The 16,551-nt window shown below is 71.1% G+C and carries 13 protein-coding genes and 1 tRNA gene; 9 read left to right on the top strand and 5 right to left on the bottom strand.

From position 1 onward, the window contains the following. Window positions 1–15 precede the first annotated feature (15 nt). Together B073_RS0135230 and B073_RS0135225 are read right to left on the bottom strand one after the other, a co-directional pair. Window positions 16–1,674: a DUF2252 domain-containing protein gene (locus B073_RS0135230; RefSeq protein WP_018542771.1), complete on the bottom strand. Its 1,659-nt coding sequence runs from the start codon at window positions 1,672–1,674 to the stop codon at window positions 16–18. Window positions 1,675–1,871: 197 nt separating this feature from the next. Then, entirely contained in the window at window positions 1,872–3,203 is a 1,332-nt protein-coding gene (locus B073_RS0135225; protein WP_018542770.1) for an ABC transporter permease, read from the bottom strand. A 188-nt stretch (window positions 3,204–3,391) separates the two neighbouring features. Here B073_RS0135225 and B073_RS0135220 point away from each other — a divergent pair, with 188 nt between their 5' ends. After that, window positions 3,392–3,826 (top strand): MarR family winged helix-turn-helix transcriptional regulator, encoded by a 435-nt coding sequence (locus B073_RS0135220; protein ID WP_018542769.1) that lies wholly within the window; start codon window positions 3,392–3,394, stop codon window positions 3,824–3,826. A gap of 111 nt (window positions 3,827–3,937) precedes the next feature. Here B073_RS0135220 and B073_RS0135215 read toward each other — a convergent pair whose 3' ends face one another. Continuing rightward, window positions 3,938–4,300 carry a winged helix-turn-helix transcriptional regulator gene (locus B073_RS0135215; protein WP_018542768.1) on the bottom strand — a complete coding sequence of 121 codons (363 nt, stop codon included), beginning with the start codon at window positions 4,298–4,300 and terminating at the stop codon, window positions 3,938–3,940. A gap of 123 nt (window positions 4,301–4,423) precedes the next feature. Between B073_RS0135215 and B073_RS0135210 the strand changes: the two genes are divergently transcribed. After that, on the top strand, window positions 4,424–5,074 hold the full coding sequence (locus B073_RS0135210) for an FMN-dependent NADH-azoreductase (protein WP_018542767.1): 651 nt from the start codon (window positions 4,424–4,426) through the stop codon (window positions 5,072–5,074). Between the two features lie 375 nt (window positions 5,075–5,449). Here the strand turns inward: B073_RS0135210 and B073_RS0135205 are convergent, their stop codons facing one another. Further along, complete coding sequence (locus B073_RS0135205; RefSeq protein ID WP_078508329.1) at window positions 5,450–6,724, bottom strand: MFS transporter; 1,275 nt, start codon at window positions 6,722–6,724, stop codon at window positions 5,450–5,452. Window positions 6,725–6,823: 99 nt separating this feature from the next. Here B073_RS0135205 and B073_RS0135200 point away from each other — a divergent pair, with 99 nt between their 5' ends. Next, entirely contained in the window at window positions 6,824–7,774 is a 951-nt protein-coding gene (locus tag B073_RS0135200; RefSeq protein WP_018542765.1) for a LysR family transcriptional regulator, read from the top strand. Between the two features lie 159 nt (window positions 7,775–7,933). Here B073_RS0135200 and B073_RS0135195 read toward each other — a convergent pair. Further along, a tRNA-Leu gene (locus tag B073_RS0135195) sits at window positions 7,934–8,017 on the bottom strand. Window positions 8,018–8,473: 456 nt separating this feature from the next. Between B073_RS0135195 and B073_RS0135190 the strand changes: the two genes are divergently transcribed. The 6 genes from B073_RS0135190 (at window position 8,474) to pknB (ending at window position 16,537) form a co-directional block, all read left to right on the top strand. Next, window positions 8,474–9,295: an FhaA domain-containing protein gene (locus B073_RS0135190; RefSeq protein ID WP_018542764.1), complete on the top strand. Its 822-nt coding sequence runs from the start codon at window positions 8,474–8,476 to the stop codon at window positions 9,293–9,295. Window positions 9,296–9,305: 10 nt separating this feature from the next. Beyond that, complete coding sequence (locus tag B073_RS0135185; protein WP_018542763.1) at window positions 9,306–9,833, top strand: FHA domain-containing protein FhaB/FipA; 528 nt, start codon at window positions 9,306–9,308, stop codon at window positions 9,831–9,833. A 131-nt stretch (window positions 9,834–9,964) separates the two neighbouring features. Beyond that, a complete protein-coding gene (locus B073_RS0135180; RefSeq protein ID WP_018542762.1) occupies window positions 9,965–11,500 on the top strand; it encodes a PP2C family protein-serine/threonine phosphatase in 1,536 nt (511 codons plus the stop codon). A gap of 23 nt (window positions 11,501–11,523) precedes the next feature. After that, a complete protein-coding gene (locus B073_RS0135175; protein WP_026248023.1) occupies window positions 11,524–12,921 on the top strand; it encodes an FtsW/RodA/SpoVE family cell cycle protein in 1,398 nt (465 codons plus the stop codon). Beyond that, on the top strand, window positions 12,918–14,387 hold the full coding sequence (locus tag B073_RS0135170) for a peptidoglycan D,D-transpeptidase FtsI family protein (RefSeq protein WP_018542760.1): 1,470 nt from the start codon (window positions 12,918–12,920) through the stop codon (window positions 14,385–14,387). Before B073_RS0135175 ends, B073_RS0135170 begins: the two co-directional genes overlap by 4 nt. A gap of 152 nt (window positions 14,388–14,539) precedes the next feature. Further along, window positions 14,540–16,537 carry a Stk1 family PASTA domain-containing Ser/Thr kinase gene (gene pknB, locus B073_RS0135165; protein ID WP_018542759.1) on the top strand — a complete coding sequence of 666 codons (1,998 nt, stop codon included), beginning with the start codon at window positions 14,540–14,542 and terminating at the stop codon, window positions 16,535–16,537. Window positions 16,538–16,551 lie beyond the last annotated feature (14 nt).

Genomic DNA, 16,551 nt, shown 5'->3' with positions numbered 1-16,551 from the left:
CCTCCCCCTCCCCCCTCACACCCCGGTTTCCGCCGCGATGCGGCCTGTGCGTATCGCCGCGACCAGGTCCGCGTGATCCGCTTCCGTGCGCTCCGCGTAGGCCACCGCGAAGGCCGCTATCGCCTCGTCGAGTGACTCGCCCTTGCCGCAGTAGCCGGCCACTACGCGCGGGTCGGCGCTGTGGGCGTGGGCGCGGGCCAGGAGCGCGCCGGTCATCCGGGCGTAGTCGTCGAGTTGTTCGCCGGACAGCTGAGACGGGTCCACACTGCCCTTGCGGTTCCGGAACTGCCGCACCTGGAACGGCAGTCCCGCACCCGGACCGCCCGGCGCCCCCGCACCACCCGACCGATCGTCCCCCGCTATCGCTATGCCGGAAGCACCGAATGCACCACGCCCCCCGCGCACACCGTCCGCTGTATCCGCTGCATCCACCGGTCTATCCACCAAGTCCGCTATGCCCGCAGCACCCACCTCGTCCACAGCATCCGCAGCGTCCACTGCACCCACCGCACCTACAGCATCCGCCGCGCCGACCGCATCCGCCGCATCGACTGCATCTGCTACGCCCCCCGCGCCCTCCCCCACCGTCGTCCACCCCAGTAGCAGGTCGCTGACCACCTGCATCCGTCGCTGTCCGAGCACCACGCGCCGCCCCTCGTGCTCCGACGGGGGTGACGGGAAGCCGACCTTGGTCACGTAGGGCGCCAGTACCGAGCGACGGGCCTCCTTCACCTGGAGGACCAGGGGCTCGCCGCGGTGGTCCAGCAGCAGCACCACATACGACCGCAGTCCGACGCTGCCGGTCCCGACTATCCGGAAGGCGACGTCGTGCACCGCGTACCGGGCCAGCAGCGGCAGCCGGTCCTCGGGGAGCGTCGCCAGATAGGTGGCGAGCGACGAGGCGACCGCCGCGGCCTCCGCGTCCGGCACCCGGCGCAGCACCGGCGGCGCGTCGACGAACCGCAGGCCGCCGTCCGGTCCCCGCTCGGTGGACTTCGCCGCGAACCGCGCGCTGGTGTTCTTGCGCGCCTTGGCCTCGACCCGTTCCAGCGTGCCCAGCAGGTCCCGGGCGTCGGTGTGCGAGACCAGTTCCTCGTCGGCGATGGCGTTCCATGCGTCCGTCACCGGGAGCTTGGCCAGCAGCCGCATGGTGCGGCGGTAGGCGCCGGCGGCGTCCCGGGCCGCGGCCCGGCAGTCGTCCTCGCTCACGCCGGCTTCCCGGCCGGCGAGGACTATCGACGTCGCGAGCCGTTTGACGTCCCATTCCCAGGGGCCGTGGACGGTCTCGTCGAAGTCGTTGAGGTCGATGACCAGGCCGCCGCGGGCGTCGGCGTAGACGCCGAAGTTCGCGGCGTGCGCGTCTCCGCAGATCTGGGCCCCGATGCCGGTGACGGGGCCTTCGGCCAGGTCGTGGGCCATGAGTCCGGCCGAGCCGCGGAGGAAGGCGAAGGGGCCGGCGGCCATCCGCCCGACCCTTATCGGCGTCAGCTCGGGCAGCCGGCCGGCGTTGGACTCCTCGACCGACGCCACCGCGTCCGGCCGCCCGGCCGTGATCCGCAGGACGGCCTGCTCGCCGCGCGGCAGTTGCTCCCGCAGCGCCCGGCCCACGGCCTTGGCCGACGGCCCCTCCGCGCCCGCCCTTGCGAACCCCGGTACGTACGGCACGCGCGTCATGGCGGCCCCCTCCCCTTCACGCCCTGGTGTCGCGCGGCATGTCACGTGTGCCCGGCACACGTGACATCCCCCGCGTCCGTCCGATGCGGCGGCCGGTTCCGGCCCGCCGGTCACCGACGTTACCGATGTTCGTCCGGCGGCCGGCGGGCCTGTGGATAACTCTCGGAGCCGGTCCGGAGCGGCCTGGATCCCGCCCGCTAGACGCCCACGGCCTCCTCCATCTCCTCCTCCATCTCCTCCTCCGTCTCGGCCTGTTCCACGGGTAGGCCCGGGGTACGGCCCGGGGCGCGTTCCGGCATCGTGGCCGCCACCGCGGCCGCGGCCACCGCTCCGGCGTTGGCCACCGCTTGGGCCTCGGCCGCGCGCCGCCGCTTCTCGGCGAGCGCCGCCACGCCGACCGTCAGCAGTCCGACGAGCAGCCACGCCACGAGGGTCCAGACGTGTCCGGCGAGGCCGTGGCCGTCGAAGTAGACGTGGCTGCGGGTGCCCTCCACGAAGGCGGCGCCGTTCCAGAAGGAGTGCAGGGCGGCGAAGAAGCCGTTCTGCATCTCGGGGCGGAAGACGCCGCCGGCGGAGGTGAAGTTGAGCATCACGAACAGCACCATCACGCCGAGCGTGGTCCAGCGCTTGAGGAAGGTGTGCAGGCCGGTGCCGATGAGCAGGATGCCGGCGGAGTACGGCCAGGCCATGCCCCACAGCCCCCACAGGCCGTGGTCGACGAGGTGGAAGACGGGCCCGGCGAAGAGGGTCCCGAGGATGCTCACCACGAAGGAGGTGCCGATCGCCAGGACGCCGCGGAACCGCATCGGGAGGACGGCGCCGGCGCCGCCGATGACGGCGACGGAGGCGTAGGAGCCGATGCTGAGGGCGACGAGCAGGAAGAAGATGCCTTGTCCGGTCGGGTCGTGCGCGGCGGGCGGTGCGACGTCGGTGACCTTCAGCGGGGCGCCCTGTTGGGCCGCGAGCGGGGTGAAGACCTTCTGGACGACGGTGGCGCTGGTGTCGGATCCGGCGGTGGCCACCAGGAGTTCGGGGCCACGCCGCGGGGCGCCGCCACCGGGGGAGGCGGTGGCCCGGTCGGCGGCGATCGCGCCATGGGCCTGGTTGCCGCCCGCCAGATAGGCGCCGAAGATCTCCTGGTTCTTCAACTGGCCGACGGCGGTGGCCCGGTTGGGGACGGTGCGCGCTTCGAGTTCGCCGTGGGACTTGTCGTTGATCGTCTGGGCGAGCACCTGGGCGTGGGTGCCCGTTCCGACGACGGCGACGGGCAGGTGGTGCGGCGACGGGTCGGCGAACGCGCCGAGGTAGGCGAGGCCCATGCCGACGCACATCAGCAGCGGGGTGATCAGGTGGGTCACCACATGGCGCAGGTCGCCGGCCCGTACGGTGCGCCGGTCGGTCCGGTGGTCACCGTGCCGGTCGGTCCGGTGGTCACTGCGGTGACCGATCCGGTACTCGTTCCGCTGGGCGTTCGGCAGGTCGTTCGGCTGGTCGCTTCGGTGGTCGGGGCGTCGTCGGTCCGCGGTCATGGGCAAGCCTTCTCGGTAGTCGTCCGGGCCGGGTGCACAGAGCCCGGTCGTCGTCGTGCAGCTGTGGCCAGGAGCGGGGCGGGGCCTGGTGCCCGGAGGCGGATGGACAGACGACCAGCCCCACTAGTTGGCAATTACAACTCCCACTCACGTTGTACTATACAACTAGTCCTCCGAAAGGCAACTCCGTGACCCATCGCGACGACTCCGTCGAGACCATCCAGCAGGAGATGACCGCGTTCGCGCGGCGCGCCCGCGCGGCCGCCGCCCGGATGCACCCCGAGCTCTCCCTGGTCTCCTACACCCTGCTCGCGCACCTCGACGACCAGCAGGGATGCCGCGCCACCGACCTCGCGGCCCACTATTACCTGGACAAGTCCACGGTCAGCCGGCAGATCGCCGCGCTGGAGAAGCTCGGCTTCGTCGAGCGGCGCGTCGATCCGGACGACCACCGCGTCCAGGTGCTGCACCCCACCGAGGAGGGCGCCCAGGTGCTCGCCAATGTGACCGCCAGCCGCCGCCAGGCGTTCCACGAGCGGCTCGCGGACTGGAACGAGGAGGACCTCGACCGCTTCGCCTCGTATCTGGTGCGCTACAACGCCGCCCAGGAGCGGCTCGGTTGACGCATCAGGAACCGTGGCGCACACCCGCCCGGCGCGACGGCCGGACGGCGCGGCGACGGCCGCTCGACGCCGTCCGACAGCACCCCATGCCGCCCGCCACCGCCCGCGGCGTTACTTCCGGAAGCGCTCCGGGCACTGGCCCCCGTCGGCAAGGTAGGTCTCGGCCCAGCGGCCCAGCTCCTTGAGGGCGGGCTCCATGGCGCGACCAGCCTCGGTGAGCCGGTAGGAGACGCGCAGCGGCGGTCCGGCGTCGACCTCGCGGACGACCAGGCCGGTGCCGGCCAGTTCCATCAGGCGGTCGGAGAGCATCCGCTCACTGATGCCGGGGATGGCCCGCCGCAGGTCGGCGAAGTGCACGGGGCCGGGCATGAGGGTGGCCACGATCAGGCCCGTCCAGCGCTTCCCGAACAGCTCGAAGACGCGCGTCATCCGGCCGTCGACCTGTCTGCACATCGCCTCACCGTGGTCCGCCATACGCCCAGGGTACCGCCCTCCCGTTGGCTACTGCAGAAAAGTAAGTTCCTGTGTTATGAATAGTGACGTACGGAATTCAACCAACGGCCGGTCGCTCCGGCCGCCCGGCGAAGGACACTCACCATGGCCACGCTTCTGCTCATCGACTCCTCCGTCTTCCCGGAGAACGGCTCCGCCTCCCGTGCGGTGACCGCGGCGTTCCGCAAGACCTGGGAGGAGCAGCACCCCGACGGCACCGTCATCCACCGCGACCTGGCCGCCGACCCGCTGCCGCATCTGGACGGCGTCGCCGCGTCCGCCGGTTTCGCCGACCCGGCCACCCACACCCCCGAGCAGCGGGCCGCCTTCGCGCTGCGCACCGAGCTGGCCGAGGAGCTGGAGCAGGCCGACGCCATCGTCATAGGCGCGCCCATGTACAACTGGACGATCCCGTCGACCCTGAAGGCATGGCTCGACCAGACGATCATCATGGGCCGCACCGCCGGCGAGAACCCGTCGGCGAAGGGCAAGCCGGTCGTCGTGGTGGCCAGCCGCGGCGGCTCCTACGCCCCGGGCACGCCGCGCGAGTCCTTCGAGTACGTGCAGAACTACCTGGAGGCCGTGCTGAACGGCGCCTTCGGCCTCGAAGTGGAGTTCATCGTGCCGGAGCTGACGATGGCCCCGAGCAACCCGGCGATGGCCGAGCTGGTGCCGCTGTTCGAGGCTTCCCGCGCCAAGGCCCACGAGCAGGCGGAGGCCAGGGCCACGGAGCTGGTCGCGCGCTTCGCCGCCTGAACGGGCGACGCGCCGCTGACGGGAGGCCCGCCCGGACCGCGCCGGTCCGATGCCGCGGGCCCCACCGCCCGGCCCCAGGGACGGGCCGTCACCCGCCCGCCCCTAGGTCCTGTCGTCAAACTCCCGCCTGCCTCGCGACGCCTGGCACGCACGCTCTCCCCCACGCCTCAACGGCGTGGGGGGGGACCCCCATCGTTGTCGGGCTCATCCCGGTACGCCCAGTACCGGGATGACCCTCCGCCTTGCGATCGCACGCACCAGACGCCGCGAGGCCCGCCCTGCGGGCGAACGACGGGAGTTTGACGACAGGACCTAGGCCCGCGCGCACGGGGCGCGGCCGGTGTTCCCGACACCGGAGCCCGCGCCCCGTCCACCTCACCCCGCGGACGCCGCTCCCCTGGCCGGTCCCCGGCCCAGCGCCACGGCCAGCAGCGCACCCACCGCGAGCGCCCCGCCCAGCGCGATCACGCCGCCGGTCCCCCAGCCGTCCGCGGCCTGCCCGCCGGCCAGCGCGCCGGTCGCGATGGCCCCGTTGAACACCGCCACGAACAGCGCCGAGGCCGCCTCCCGGGCATCCGGCGCGGCCGCCATCAGCCAGGTCTGTGTACCGACCGACACGCCCCCGTAGGCCAGGCCCCAGACGGCCACCAGGGCCGCGGCGCCCAGGACACCGGCTGCGCGCCCCATCGGGGGCACCAGCAGCACCGCGGCGGCCAGCACCGCGCAGATCCCCAGCAGCGTGGCCCGCGGGGAGCGCGCCGCGCCGGCGCCGGAGACGAAGTTCCCCGCCAGCCCGGCGACCCCGAAGACCAGCAGCACGGTGCCGATCTGTCCGGGCCGCGCGCCGGCCACCTCCTCCAGGACCGGCCGCACATAGGTGTACGCGGCGAAGTGCCCGGCCACCAGGAGCGCGACCACCAGCAGCCCGGTGCGCACCGCAGGCCGGCGCAGCAGCCCCAGCACCCCGCCCAGCCGCACGGCACCGGCCGCCGGCAGCGGCGGCAGCAGCACCCGCAGCGCGACACCCACCGCCGCGCAGACCCCGGCCATCACCACGAACGACGCGCGCCAGCCGGCCAGTTCGCCCACCAGCGCACCGGCCGGTACGCCCAGGACGGACGCCGCCGCGACCCCGCTGAATATCAGGGACGTGGCCGCCGCCACCCGCCGCTCGGGCACCAGCCGTACCGCCAGCCCCGACGCGATCGCCCACACCCCGCCCATCCCGAGCCCCACCAGCACCCGGGCGACCAGCAGCACCAGCACATTCGGGGCGTAGGCGGCCAGCAGGTTCGCCACGGTCAACGTGCCCATCAGGACGGCCAGTACGGCACGCCGGTCGCGGCGGCCGATCAGCAGCGTCAGCACCGGTGCGGCGACCGCGGCGACCAGTCCGGTGACGGTCACCGTCAGCCCGGCCGTCCCGTCCGACACCCCCAGGTCCCGGCCGATCGGCGTCAGCAGCCCCACCGGCAGCATCTCGGACGTCACCACTGTGAACGTCCCCGCCGCCAGCGCCCCGACCGCCGGCCACCCGCCGCCCCGCGGACACCTCAAGTCCCCGTTTGCCGCCCTCTGTTGGGCTTCTCCCGCCGTACCCGGGGCAACCGGGGGAACCGGAGCACCCACCGCACTCTCGCTCTTCGCCATGGCTCCCACCCTTCCCGCGCCGCCGCGGGGGAACAACGGCGAACTCCTCACCCTTCTATGAGCAGGACTCATCGATCGACCGCACCCGGGGAGGGACACATGAGCGCTCCGCCCGCACCCGCCGGCGCCGTCGGCGCGCCCGGACTCGAACTCCGCGAGCTGGAGTGCTTCCTGGTCCTGTCCGAGGAGCTGCACTTCGGCCGCACCGGCGAGCGGCTCTACGTCTCCCAGAGCCGGGTCAGCCAGCTGCTGCGCTCCCTGGAGTCCCGGATCGGGGCGCGCCTGGTGGACCGCACCAGCCGCCGGGTCCGCCTCACACCGCTGGGCGAGGAGTTCCGCGCGTCGCTGCGCCCCGCCTACGACGCACTGCGCGCCACGGTGGACAGCGCCCGCACGGCCGCCCGCGGCATCGAGGGCCGGCTCACCATCGGCTTCCAGGGGACCGCGGACGACCGGATCATGCGGGCCATCGGCGCCTTCCACACCCGGCATCCGCGATGCGTCACACAGATCGTCGAGGTCCCGCTGTGCGACCCGTTCGGCGCGCTGCGCAGCGGTGCGGTGGACGTGGCGGTGACGCTGCTCCCGGTTGCCGAGCCCGATCTCGTCCTGGGACCGGTGTTCTCGGCGCAGCAGCAGACGGTGGCGCTGTCCGTGCGGCACCCGCTGGCGGTCCGCGCCGCGCTGACCGCCGAGGAGCTGGCAGGGCTGCCCCTGATCTCCCCGGACGGCCCGGCGCCGGTGTACTGGCGCACCGCCCAGGCGCCCACCGCCACCCCGGAGGGCCGCCCCATACCGGCCGGCCCCCGGGTGAGCACGCTCCAGGAGGGGCTGACGCTGACCGCGGCGGGCCAGGGCGGGATGCTGCTGTGCCGGCCGACGGCGGAGTACCACGGGCGCCGTGACGTCGTCTTCGTCCCCGTCACCGGGCTGCCGCATTCGGCGCTGGGAGTGGTGCACCACGCGGCCCGGGAGACCGCCCGGGTCCGTGCCTTCGCCACCACCGTGCGGGATGTGACGGCGGTTACTTCGATGCCCTCGGAGGCGTGAACCACCAAGGCCGGCGCGGGATGTGACGTAGGACTCACGTCGCACGGGTCACGTGGCCGCACTCACACCGGACGCGGCGTCCGGGCATTCCCAGGCGCTCCCGGGAACGAAACGAGGCCCCTGGTCCCGGATTTCTCCGGAGACCAGGGGCCTCATCTGTGCGCGAGGGGGGAGTTGAACCCCCACGCCCTTTCGGGCACTGGAACCTGAATCCAGCGCGTCTGCCTATTCCGCCACCCGCGCATGGGTGCTGTCGGTTTATTCTCTCACGCGATCCGGGCCGTTCGGTCCGGGTCTTGCGGGAGCGCCTTCCGACATCGAGAACATTAGCACGCTGTCGGGGGTGCCTTCACATGCCTTTTCCCCGGTCCCGGGCCTGCGGGGGCGCGGGGGCACTCCGGGGCACCGCCGCGCGTTGTCCGGAGGAGCTTCCGGTGACACCGGCCGGAGTCGGCCCCCGGGCCCCGGGCCGGGTCGGCGGTTGCGGGACACTGTTAACGGGGCACATCTACGATCGCAGTGCACAGCGAGCGGCGTGAGGAGAGTGGCAGGGAGGACGGCGACCACCGGGCAACCCTGTGGTGGGCGACACTCGTCCTCCAGGCAGGAAAGGGGAACCAGCCGATTTCCCGGCGCGTGGATACGATCAGTAAGCAGTATCAGGACGACCCTGAGGAAGACTGAGGAAGGAGGTGCCCCGTGGGAGTACTGAAGCGCTTCGAGCAGCGTCTCGAAGGTCTCGTCAACGGCACCTTCGCCAAGGTGTTCAAGTCCGAAGTGCAGCCCGTCGAGATCGCCGGCGCACTGCAGCGCGAGTGTGACAACAACGCCAGCATCTGGAACCGCGACCGCACGGTGGTCCCCAACGACTTCATCGTCGAGCTGAGCACTCCGGACTACGAGCGGCTGAGCCCGTACAGCGGCCAGCTCGGCGACGAGCTGTCAGGCATGGTCCGCGACTACGCCAAGCAGCAGCGGTACACCTTCATGGGCCCGATCAAGGTCCACCTGGAGAAGGCCGAGGATCTCGACACCGGTCTGTACCGCGTCCGCAGCCGCACCCTCGCCTCCAGCACGTCCCAGGACCGGCCCGGCGGCCAGGCCGCGGCGGCCCGCGCCACCGGGGGCCCGCCCCAGGCGGGCGGCCATGTGGCCCCGCCCATGCCGTCGTCCCCGCCGCCCGGCGCGGCGCCCGCGGCCCGTACGGGAGCGCCCGGTGCCGGGCCGCAGCCCTACGCGCAGACCCGGCGCTGGATCGAGATCAACGGCACCCGCCACCAGATCTCGCGCCCGACCCTCGTACTGGGCCGCAGCACCGACGCCGACGTGCGGATCGACGACCCGGGAGTCTCCCGGCGGCACTGCGAGATCCGGGTCGGCACGCCTCCCACGGTCCAGGATCTGGGTTCCACCAACGGGATCGTGGTGGACGGGCAGCACACCACCCGCGCTAGTCTCCGCGACGGCTCGCGGATCGTCGTGGGCAGTACCACCATCGTTTACCGGCAAGCCGAAGGGTGAAGCGGGGGCAATGTCAGAGCTGACCCTCACGGTCATGCGGTTGGGTTTCCTCGCCGTACTGTGGCTGTTCGTCATCGTGGCCGTCCAGGTCATCCGCAGCGATCTGTTCGGCACGCGCGTCACACAGCGCGGTGCCGCCCGGCGCGGCGGCCCGGAAACGCGCACCCAGCGGCAGGCCGCCGCTCCCCAGCAGCAGCGCCGCCAGGAGTCCGGCGGCCGCGGCGGGGGCCGGCAGCGGCGCGGGTCCCCCACCAAGCTGGTGGTCTCCGAAGGCACGCTGGCCGGTACGACCGTCGCCCTCCAGGGCCAGACAATCACGCTGGGGCGGGCGCACGACTCCACCATCGTGCTGGACGACGACTACGCGTCCAGCAGGCATGCCAGGATCTACCCGGACCGTGACGGCCAGTGGATCGTCGAGGACCTCGGTTCCACGAACGGCACGTACCTTGACCGGACCCGACTGACGACCGCGACTCCGATTCCCCTGGGAGCCCCGATCCGCATCGGCAAGACCGTCATCGAGCTGCGGAAGTAGTACGACATGAGCGAGCGGAGCGAGCGAGCCGTAACGGTCCACTCGACGGACCCGGGCGTGCTCCCGACCGGAGGGTGGGCAGTGTGGCTCGACGAGACCGGCTGTACCCCGAGCCGACGGGTGAGGTGCGCATGAGTCTGTCGCTGCGCTTCGCCGCCGGATCGCACAAGGGCATGATCCGCGAGGGCAACGAGGACTCCGGCTACGCCGGGCCGCGGCTGCTCGCCATCGCGGACGGCATGGGCGGCCAGGCCGCCGGCGAGGTCGCCTCCTCCGAGGTGATCTCCACGCTCGTCCAGCTCGACGACGACGTCCCCGGCTCGGACATCCTCACCTCGCTGGGCACCGCCGTGCAGCGCGCCAACGACCAGCTGCGGGTGATGGTCGAGGAGGACCCCCAGCTGGAGGGCATGGGGACGACCCTGACCGCGCTGCTGTGGACGGGCCAGCGGCTCGGCCTGGTGCACGTCGGCGACTCCCGGGCGTATCTGCTGCGGGACGGGGTGCTGACCCAGATCACGCAGGACCACACCTGGGTGCAACGGCTGGTCGACGAGGGTCGGATCACCGAGGAGGAGGCCACCACCCATCCGCAGCGGTCGCTGCTGATGCGGGCGCTGGGCAGCGGCGACCACGTCGAGCCGGACCTGTCGATCCGCGAGGTGCGGGCCGGGGACCGGTATCTGATCTGCTCGGACGGGCTGTCCGGGGTGGTCAGCCACCAGACGCTGGAAGAGACCCTGGCCGGGTACCAGGGGCCGCACGAGACGGTGCAGGAGCTGATCCAGCTCGCGCTGCGCGGCGGCGGCCCGGACAACATCACCTGCATCGTCGCCGACGTCCTGGACGTGGACGGCGGCGAGGCTGCGGCCGGGCAGTTCAACGACACCCCGGTCGTGGTCGGCGCGGTCGCCGAGAACCAGCACCAGCTGAACGACCCCAGCACGCTCCAGACTCCGGCGGCGCGCGCCGCCGAGCTGGGCCGCCGGGACGCCCAGCCCGCTCCGGGGGGCGCCTTCGGGCCGCCCGGGAGCGGGGGCCCTGAAGTCGGCGGGATGCCGCAGGGCTCGTTCGGGTCGTTCACGGACGAGGACTTCCTCAAGCCGCGGCGGCGCGGCAAGTGGCTGAAGGCGTCGCTGATCACGGTGCTGGCGCTGGGCGTGATCGGCGGTGGGCTGTACGCGGGCTACCAGTGGACGCAGACGCAGTACTTCGTCGGCGCCAAGGACGAGCATGTCGCGCTGTACCGCGGCATCAGCCAGGACCTGGCGTGGATCAAGCTGAACTCGGTCGACGAGGACCACCCCGAGATCGAACTCAAGTACCTGCCGGTGTACCAGCGCAACCAGGTCAAGGAGACCATCGCGGTCGACAACCGCAACCAGGCCGGCGAGAAGGTCACCGAGCTCGGCAAGCAGGCGCACGCCTGCCAGGCCAAGGAGCAGCGGGAGGCCGCCGAGCGCGCGGCCGCGGCCGCCAAGGGCAAGGGCGGCCAGGCCGGCAAGCCCGGTACGCCCACCGCCGGTGCCAAGCCCGGCACGGCCGACGGCAGCGGCGTGGCCGGCGCGCTGTCCACGACGGCCGGCACCACCCCCACGCCCACCCCCAGCCAGACTCCGTCCGAGGAGCAGCAGAAGCTGGAGAAGAATTGCAGCACCCAGCAGTGAGGGCGTAGGGGGCCGGAGGTTTTATGAGCAGCACAACGACCACGACGACCGTGGGCACGTTCGCCGCGCCGAGCCGCCGCAACACCGAACTGGCCCTGCTGGTCTTCGCGGTGCTGATCCCGGTGTTCGCCTACATCAACGTCGGTCTGGCGAAGGACGGTTCGGTGCCCGCGGGGGCGCTGGGCTACACACTGGGGCTGGCGTTGCTGGCGGGGGTCACGCATCTCGTGGTGCGCAAGTGGGCGCCGTACGCGGATCCGTTGATGCTGCCCATCGCGACGCTGCTGAACGGTCTGGGGCTGGTGTTCATCTGGCGGCTCGACCAGGAGCCGAAGATCAGCACCCCGCAGCTGGGCGGTGCCATGGCGCCGGGCCAGCTGATGTGGTCGACGCTGGGTGTCGCGCTCTTCCTGGGTGTGCTGGTCTTCCTCAAGGACCACCGTGTGCTGCAGCGCTACACCTACATCTCGATGGTGGTGGCGCTGGTCCTGCTGATCGCCCCGATCTTCTTCCCGGCCCGTTTCGGCGCGCGCATCTGGATCACGATCCCCGGTGTCGGTTCGCTGCAGCCCGGTGAGTTCGCGAAGATCATCATCGCGATCTTCTTCGCGGGCTATCTGATGGTGAAGCGGGACGCGCTGGCGCTGGCCAGCCGCCGCTTCATGGGCCTGTACCTCCCGCGCGGCCGGGACCTCGGGCCGATCCTGGTGATCTGGGCGCTGAGCCTGATGATCCTGGTCTTCGAGACCGACCTGGGCACCTCGCTGCTCTTCTTCGGCCTCTTCGTGATCATGCTGTACGTCGCCACCGAGCGCACCAGCTGGATCGTCTTCGGTCTGCTGCTGAGCGCCGGCGGCGCGGTCGCGGTGGCCACCTTCGAATCCCACGTCCAGGTGCGCGTCCACAACTGGCTCAACCCGCTGGAGCTGCAGAACGGCGGTGTGACGGAGACCGCGCAGTCGATGTACTCCTTCGGCTCCGGCGGCCTCATGGGGTCCGGCCTCGGGCAGGGCTACTCGCGGCTCATCGGCGGTATCGCCCCGAAGAGCGACTACATCCTCGCCACCGTCGGCGAGGAGATCGGCCTGGCCGGCCTGATGGCGATCCTGCTGCTGTACGGCCTGCTGATCGAGCGCGGCATCCGTACGGCGCTGGCCGCCCGCGACCCGTTCGGCAAGCTGCTGGCCGTCGGGCTCTCCGGCGCCTTCGCGCTGCAGGTCTTCGTCGTCGCCGGCGGTGTGACGGGCCTCATTCCGCTGACCGGTATGACGATGCCGTTCCTGGCGCAGGGTGGTTCGTCCGTGATCGCCAACTGGGCGCTGGTGGGCATCCTGCTCCGGATCAGTGACACTGCGCGCCGTCCCGCCCCTGCTCCCGCCCCGTCCACCGACGCCGAGATGACCCAGGTGGTCCGACCGTGAACAAGCCACTGCGACGGGTCGCGGTCTTCTGCGGCCTGCTCGTCCTCGCCCTGCTCGTCCGCGTGAACTGGGTGCAGTTCGTCGAGAGCGACCAGCTCAAGAACGATCCGCACAACCGCCGGGTGGCGATCGAGCGCTACAGCACGCCGCGCGGCAACATCATCGTCGACGGCAAGGCCGTCACCGGCTCGGTGACCACCGACACCGGTGACTTCAAGTACAAGCGCACGTACAAGAACGGCAAGATGTGGGCCCCGGTGACGGGCTACGCGTCGCAGGCGTTCGACTCCAACCAGCTGGAGAAGCTGAACGACGCGATCCTGACCGGCAGCGACGACCGGCTCTTCTTCAGCCGCACGGTGGACATGTTCACCGGCGGCAAGCAGAAGGGCGGGAACGTGGTGACCACCCTGGACGCCAAGGCGCAGAAGGCGGCGTTCGACGGGCTCGGGGACAAGAAGGGCGCCGTGGTGGCGCTCAACCCGGAGACCGGGGCGATCCTGGCGCTGGCCAGCACGCCGTCGTACGACCCGTCGACGTTCGCGGGGATGACGAACAAGGACGCCGAGGCGTACAACGCGCTGCTGAAGAAGAACGACCCGGACGACCCGATGCTGAACCGGGCGCTGCGGCAGACCTACCCGCCCGGCTCCACGTTCAAGGTGGTGACGGCCGCCGCGGCGCTGGAGAACGGCCTCTACACCGATGTCGACGCCAAGACCAACTCGCCGGTGCCGTACATCCTGCCGGACACCGCGCACCAGCCGCTGAACAACGAGGGCAGCATCGCCTGCGAGAACGTGTCGCTGCGGGAGGCCCTGCGGCTGTCCTGCAACACCGTCTTCGGCAAGGTCAGCGCGGACCTCGGCAACGCGAAGATGAAGGCCGAGGCGGAGAAGTTCGGCTTCAACAACGCGCGGATCGACACTCCGGTGCGGGCCGCGGAGAGCGTCTTCCCCAAGGACAACCGGCCGCAGAACGCGATGGCGGGCATCGGGCAGGCGTCGAACCGCGCCACACCGCTGCAGATGGCGATGGTCGCGTCGGCGGTCGCCAACGGCGGCAAGCTGATGAAGCCGTACATGGTCGATCAGCTGGTGGCGCCGAACCTCAACGTGGTGCAGCAGCACACGCCGCAGGAGATGAGCCGGCCGCTGAGCCCGCAGAACGCCCAGAAGCTCCAGAGCATGATGGAGACCGTGGTCAAGGAGGGCACGGGCACCAGCGCGCAGATCGACGGGGTCACCGTGGGTGGCAAGACCGGTACCGCGCAGCACGGCGAGAACAACAAGGACAATCCGTACGCCTGGTTCATCTCGTACGCGAAGACCGGCAAGGGCACCCCGGTCGCGGTGGCCGTCGTGATCGAGGGGTCGGACACCCTGCGCGGCGACATCGCCGGCGGCAAGCTCGCCGCTCCGATCGCGAAGGGCGTGATGGAGGCGGTCATCGAAGGCGAGCGGTGACGCCGGTCATGGCGACGGCGATACCGGTCACGTATCAGGTTGCGGCTCCGGTCCGGTGCGGTACGGCGTGCCGGGTACGGTATGCCCGGACAGCACACCGCCGGACCACACACGGGTGCGGTCGGGACTGACGGAGAGGGCTGGAGAAGCTTATGGAAGAGCCGCGTCGCCTCGGCGGCCGGTACGAGCTGGGCTCGGTGCTCGGCCGTGGTGGCATGGCGGAGGTCTACCTCGCGCATGACACCCGCCTGGGCCGCACCGTGGCGGTGAAGACCCTGCGGGCGGACCTCGCCCGCGATCCGTCCTTCCAGGCCCGGTTCCGCCGTGAGGCCCAGTCGGCCGCCTCGCTGAACCACCCGTCCATCGTCGCGGTCTACGACACCGGCGAGGACTACGTCGACGGGGTGTCGATCCCGTACATCGTCATGGAGTACGTGGACGGGTCCACGCTCCGTGAGCTGCTGCACTCCGGGCGGAAGCTGCTGCCGGAGCGGTCGCTGGAGATGACGATCGGTGTGCTCCAGGCCCTGGAGTACTCGCACCGCGCCGGGATCGTGCACCGCGACATCAAGCCGGCCAACGTGATGCTGACCCGTACCGGCCAGGTCAAGGTGATGGACTTCGGCATCGCCCGGGCCATGGGCGACGCCGGGATGACCATGACGCAGACCGCCGCGGTGATCGGTACCGCCCAGTACCTGTCGCCGGAGCAGGCCAAGGGCGAGCAGGTCGACGCCCGCTCCGACCTGTATTCGACGGGCTGTCTGCTCTACGAGCTACTGACGGTACGGCCGCCGTTCGTCGGGGACTCCCCGGTCGCGGTGGCCTACCAGCATGTGCGGGAGGAGCCGCAGCCGCCGAGCACCTTCGATCCGGAGATCTCCCCGGAGATGGACGCGATCGTCCTCAAGGCACTGGTCAAGGACCCGGACTACCGCTATCAGTCGGCGGACGAGATGCGGGCCGACATCGAGGCGGCGCTGGACGGCCAGCCGGTCGCGGCGACCGCCGCACTGGGCGCGGTCGGCTACGGCGAGCAGGACCAGCCGACGACGATGCTGCGGGCGCAGCAGGACCCGGGCGGCCCGAAGACGGCGATGCTGCCGCCGATGAACCCGGACGACGGGGCCTACGGCTACGAGGACCGCGGCGACCGGCGGCGCGGCGGCGGCCAGAAGAAGAGCAACGTCTCGACGATCCTGCTGGTGCTGGCGGCGATCCTGGTCCTGGTCGGTGCGATCTTCATCGGCAAGGCGATGTTCAGCAACAGCAACAAGAGCAACTCCGTCACGGTGCCCAACCTCGTCGGCAAGACGCTGCAGGAGGCGAAGTCCTACGGCGAGAACAGCTCCTTCAAGGTCGTCAAGAACGGCAGCAAGCAGTGTGACAACGCCAAGAAGGGGCAGATCACCGAGCAGGATCCGGCGGACGGCGGCAAGCTCGACAAGGGCGGCACGGTCAAGGTGACGATGTGCTCGGGCGCGGTGACGGTGTCCGTGCCCGATGTGCAGGGCATGCAGTTCGAGGCCGCGCAGCAGGAGCTCAACAGCAAGGGCTTCAAGAACGTCACCAAGGTGGAAAAGGAGTCCGACCGGACGGAGGGCGTCGTCATGGGGCAGGACCCCAAGGCGGCATCCCAGGCGGCCAAGGACACCCAGATCACGCTGACGGTGGCCAAGGCGGCGCCGAAGGCGACGGTTCCGGACGTCACGGGACAGGACTACAACGCGGCGAAGAAGCAGTTGGAGGACCAAGGCTTCCACGTCAACCCGACCTATCAGAATGTGCCCGACCCGGCGCAGAACGGAAAGGTCATCCAGCAGTCCCCGACCGGGAACAGCCAGGTGGCCGAGAGCTCGACGATCACGCTGACGGTCGGCAAGGCCGCGCAGGCGCAGGTCCCGGAGGTACGGGGCAAGAAGGTCAAGGACGCCAAGCAGATCCTGCAGCAGGCCGGCTTCACCAGCATCCAGTTCGCGGGCGGCAGTTCGCAGGACGACAACGCCATGGTCGTGAACCAGGACCCGCCGCCGGGGACCCAGGGCGACCCCGCGTCGACCACCGTGAACCTGACCACCGTGGGTGGCGACAACGGCGACAACAGCGGAGGCATCTTCGGCGGGCCGTTCGGCTGGGGGAAGAAACACTAGCCCGGTGCGACCTG

This window comes from Streptomyces sp. MspMP-M5 (assembly GCF_000373585.1).
Taxonomy (GTDB): domain Bacteria; phylum Actinomycetota; class Actinomycetes; order Streptomycetales; family Streptomycetaceae; genus Streptomyces.
This window is presented reverse-complemented; position numbering and strand designations above follow the sequence as displayed.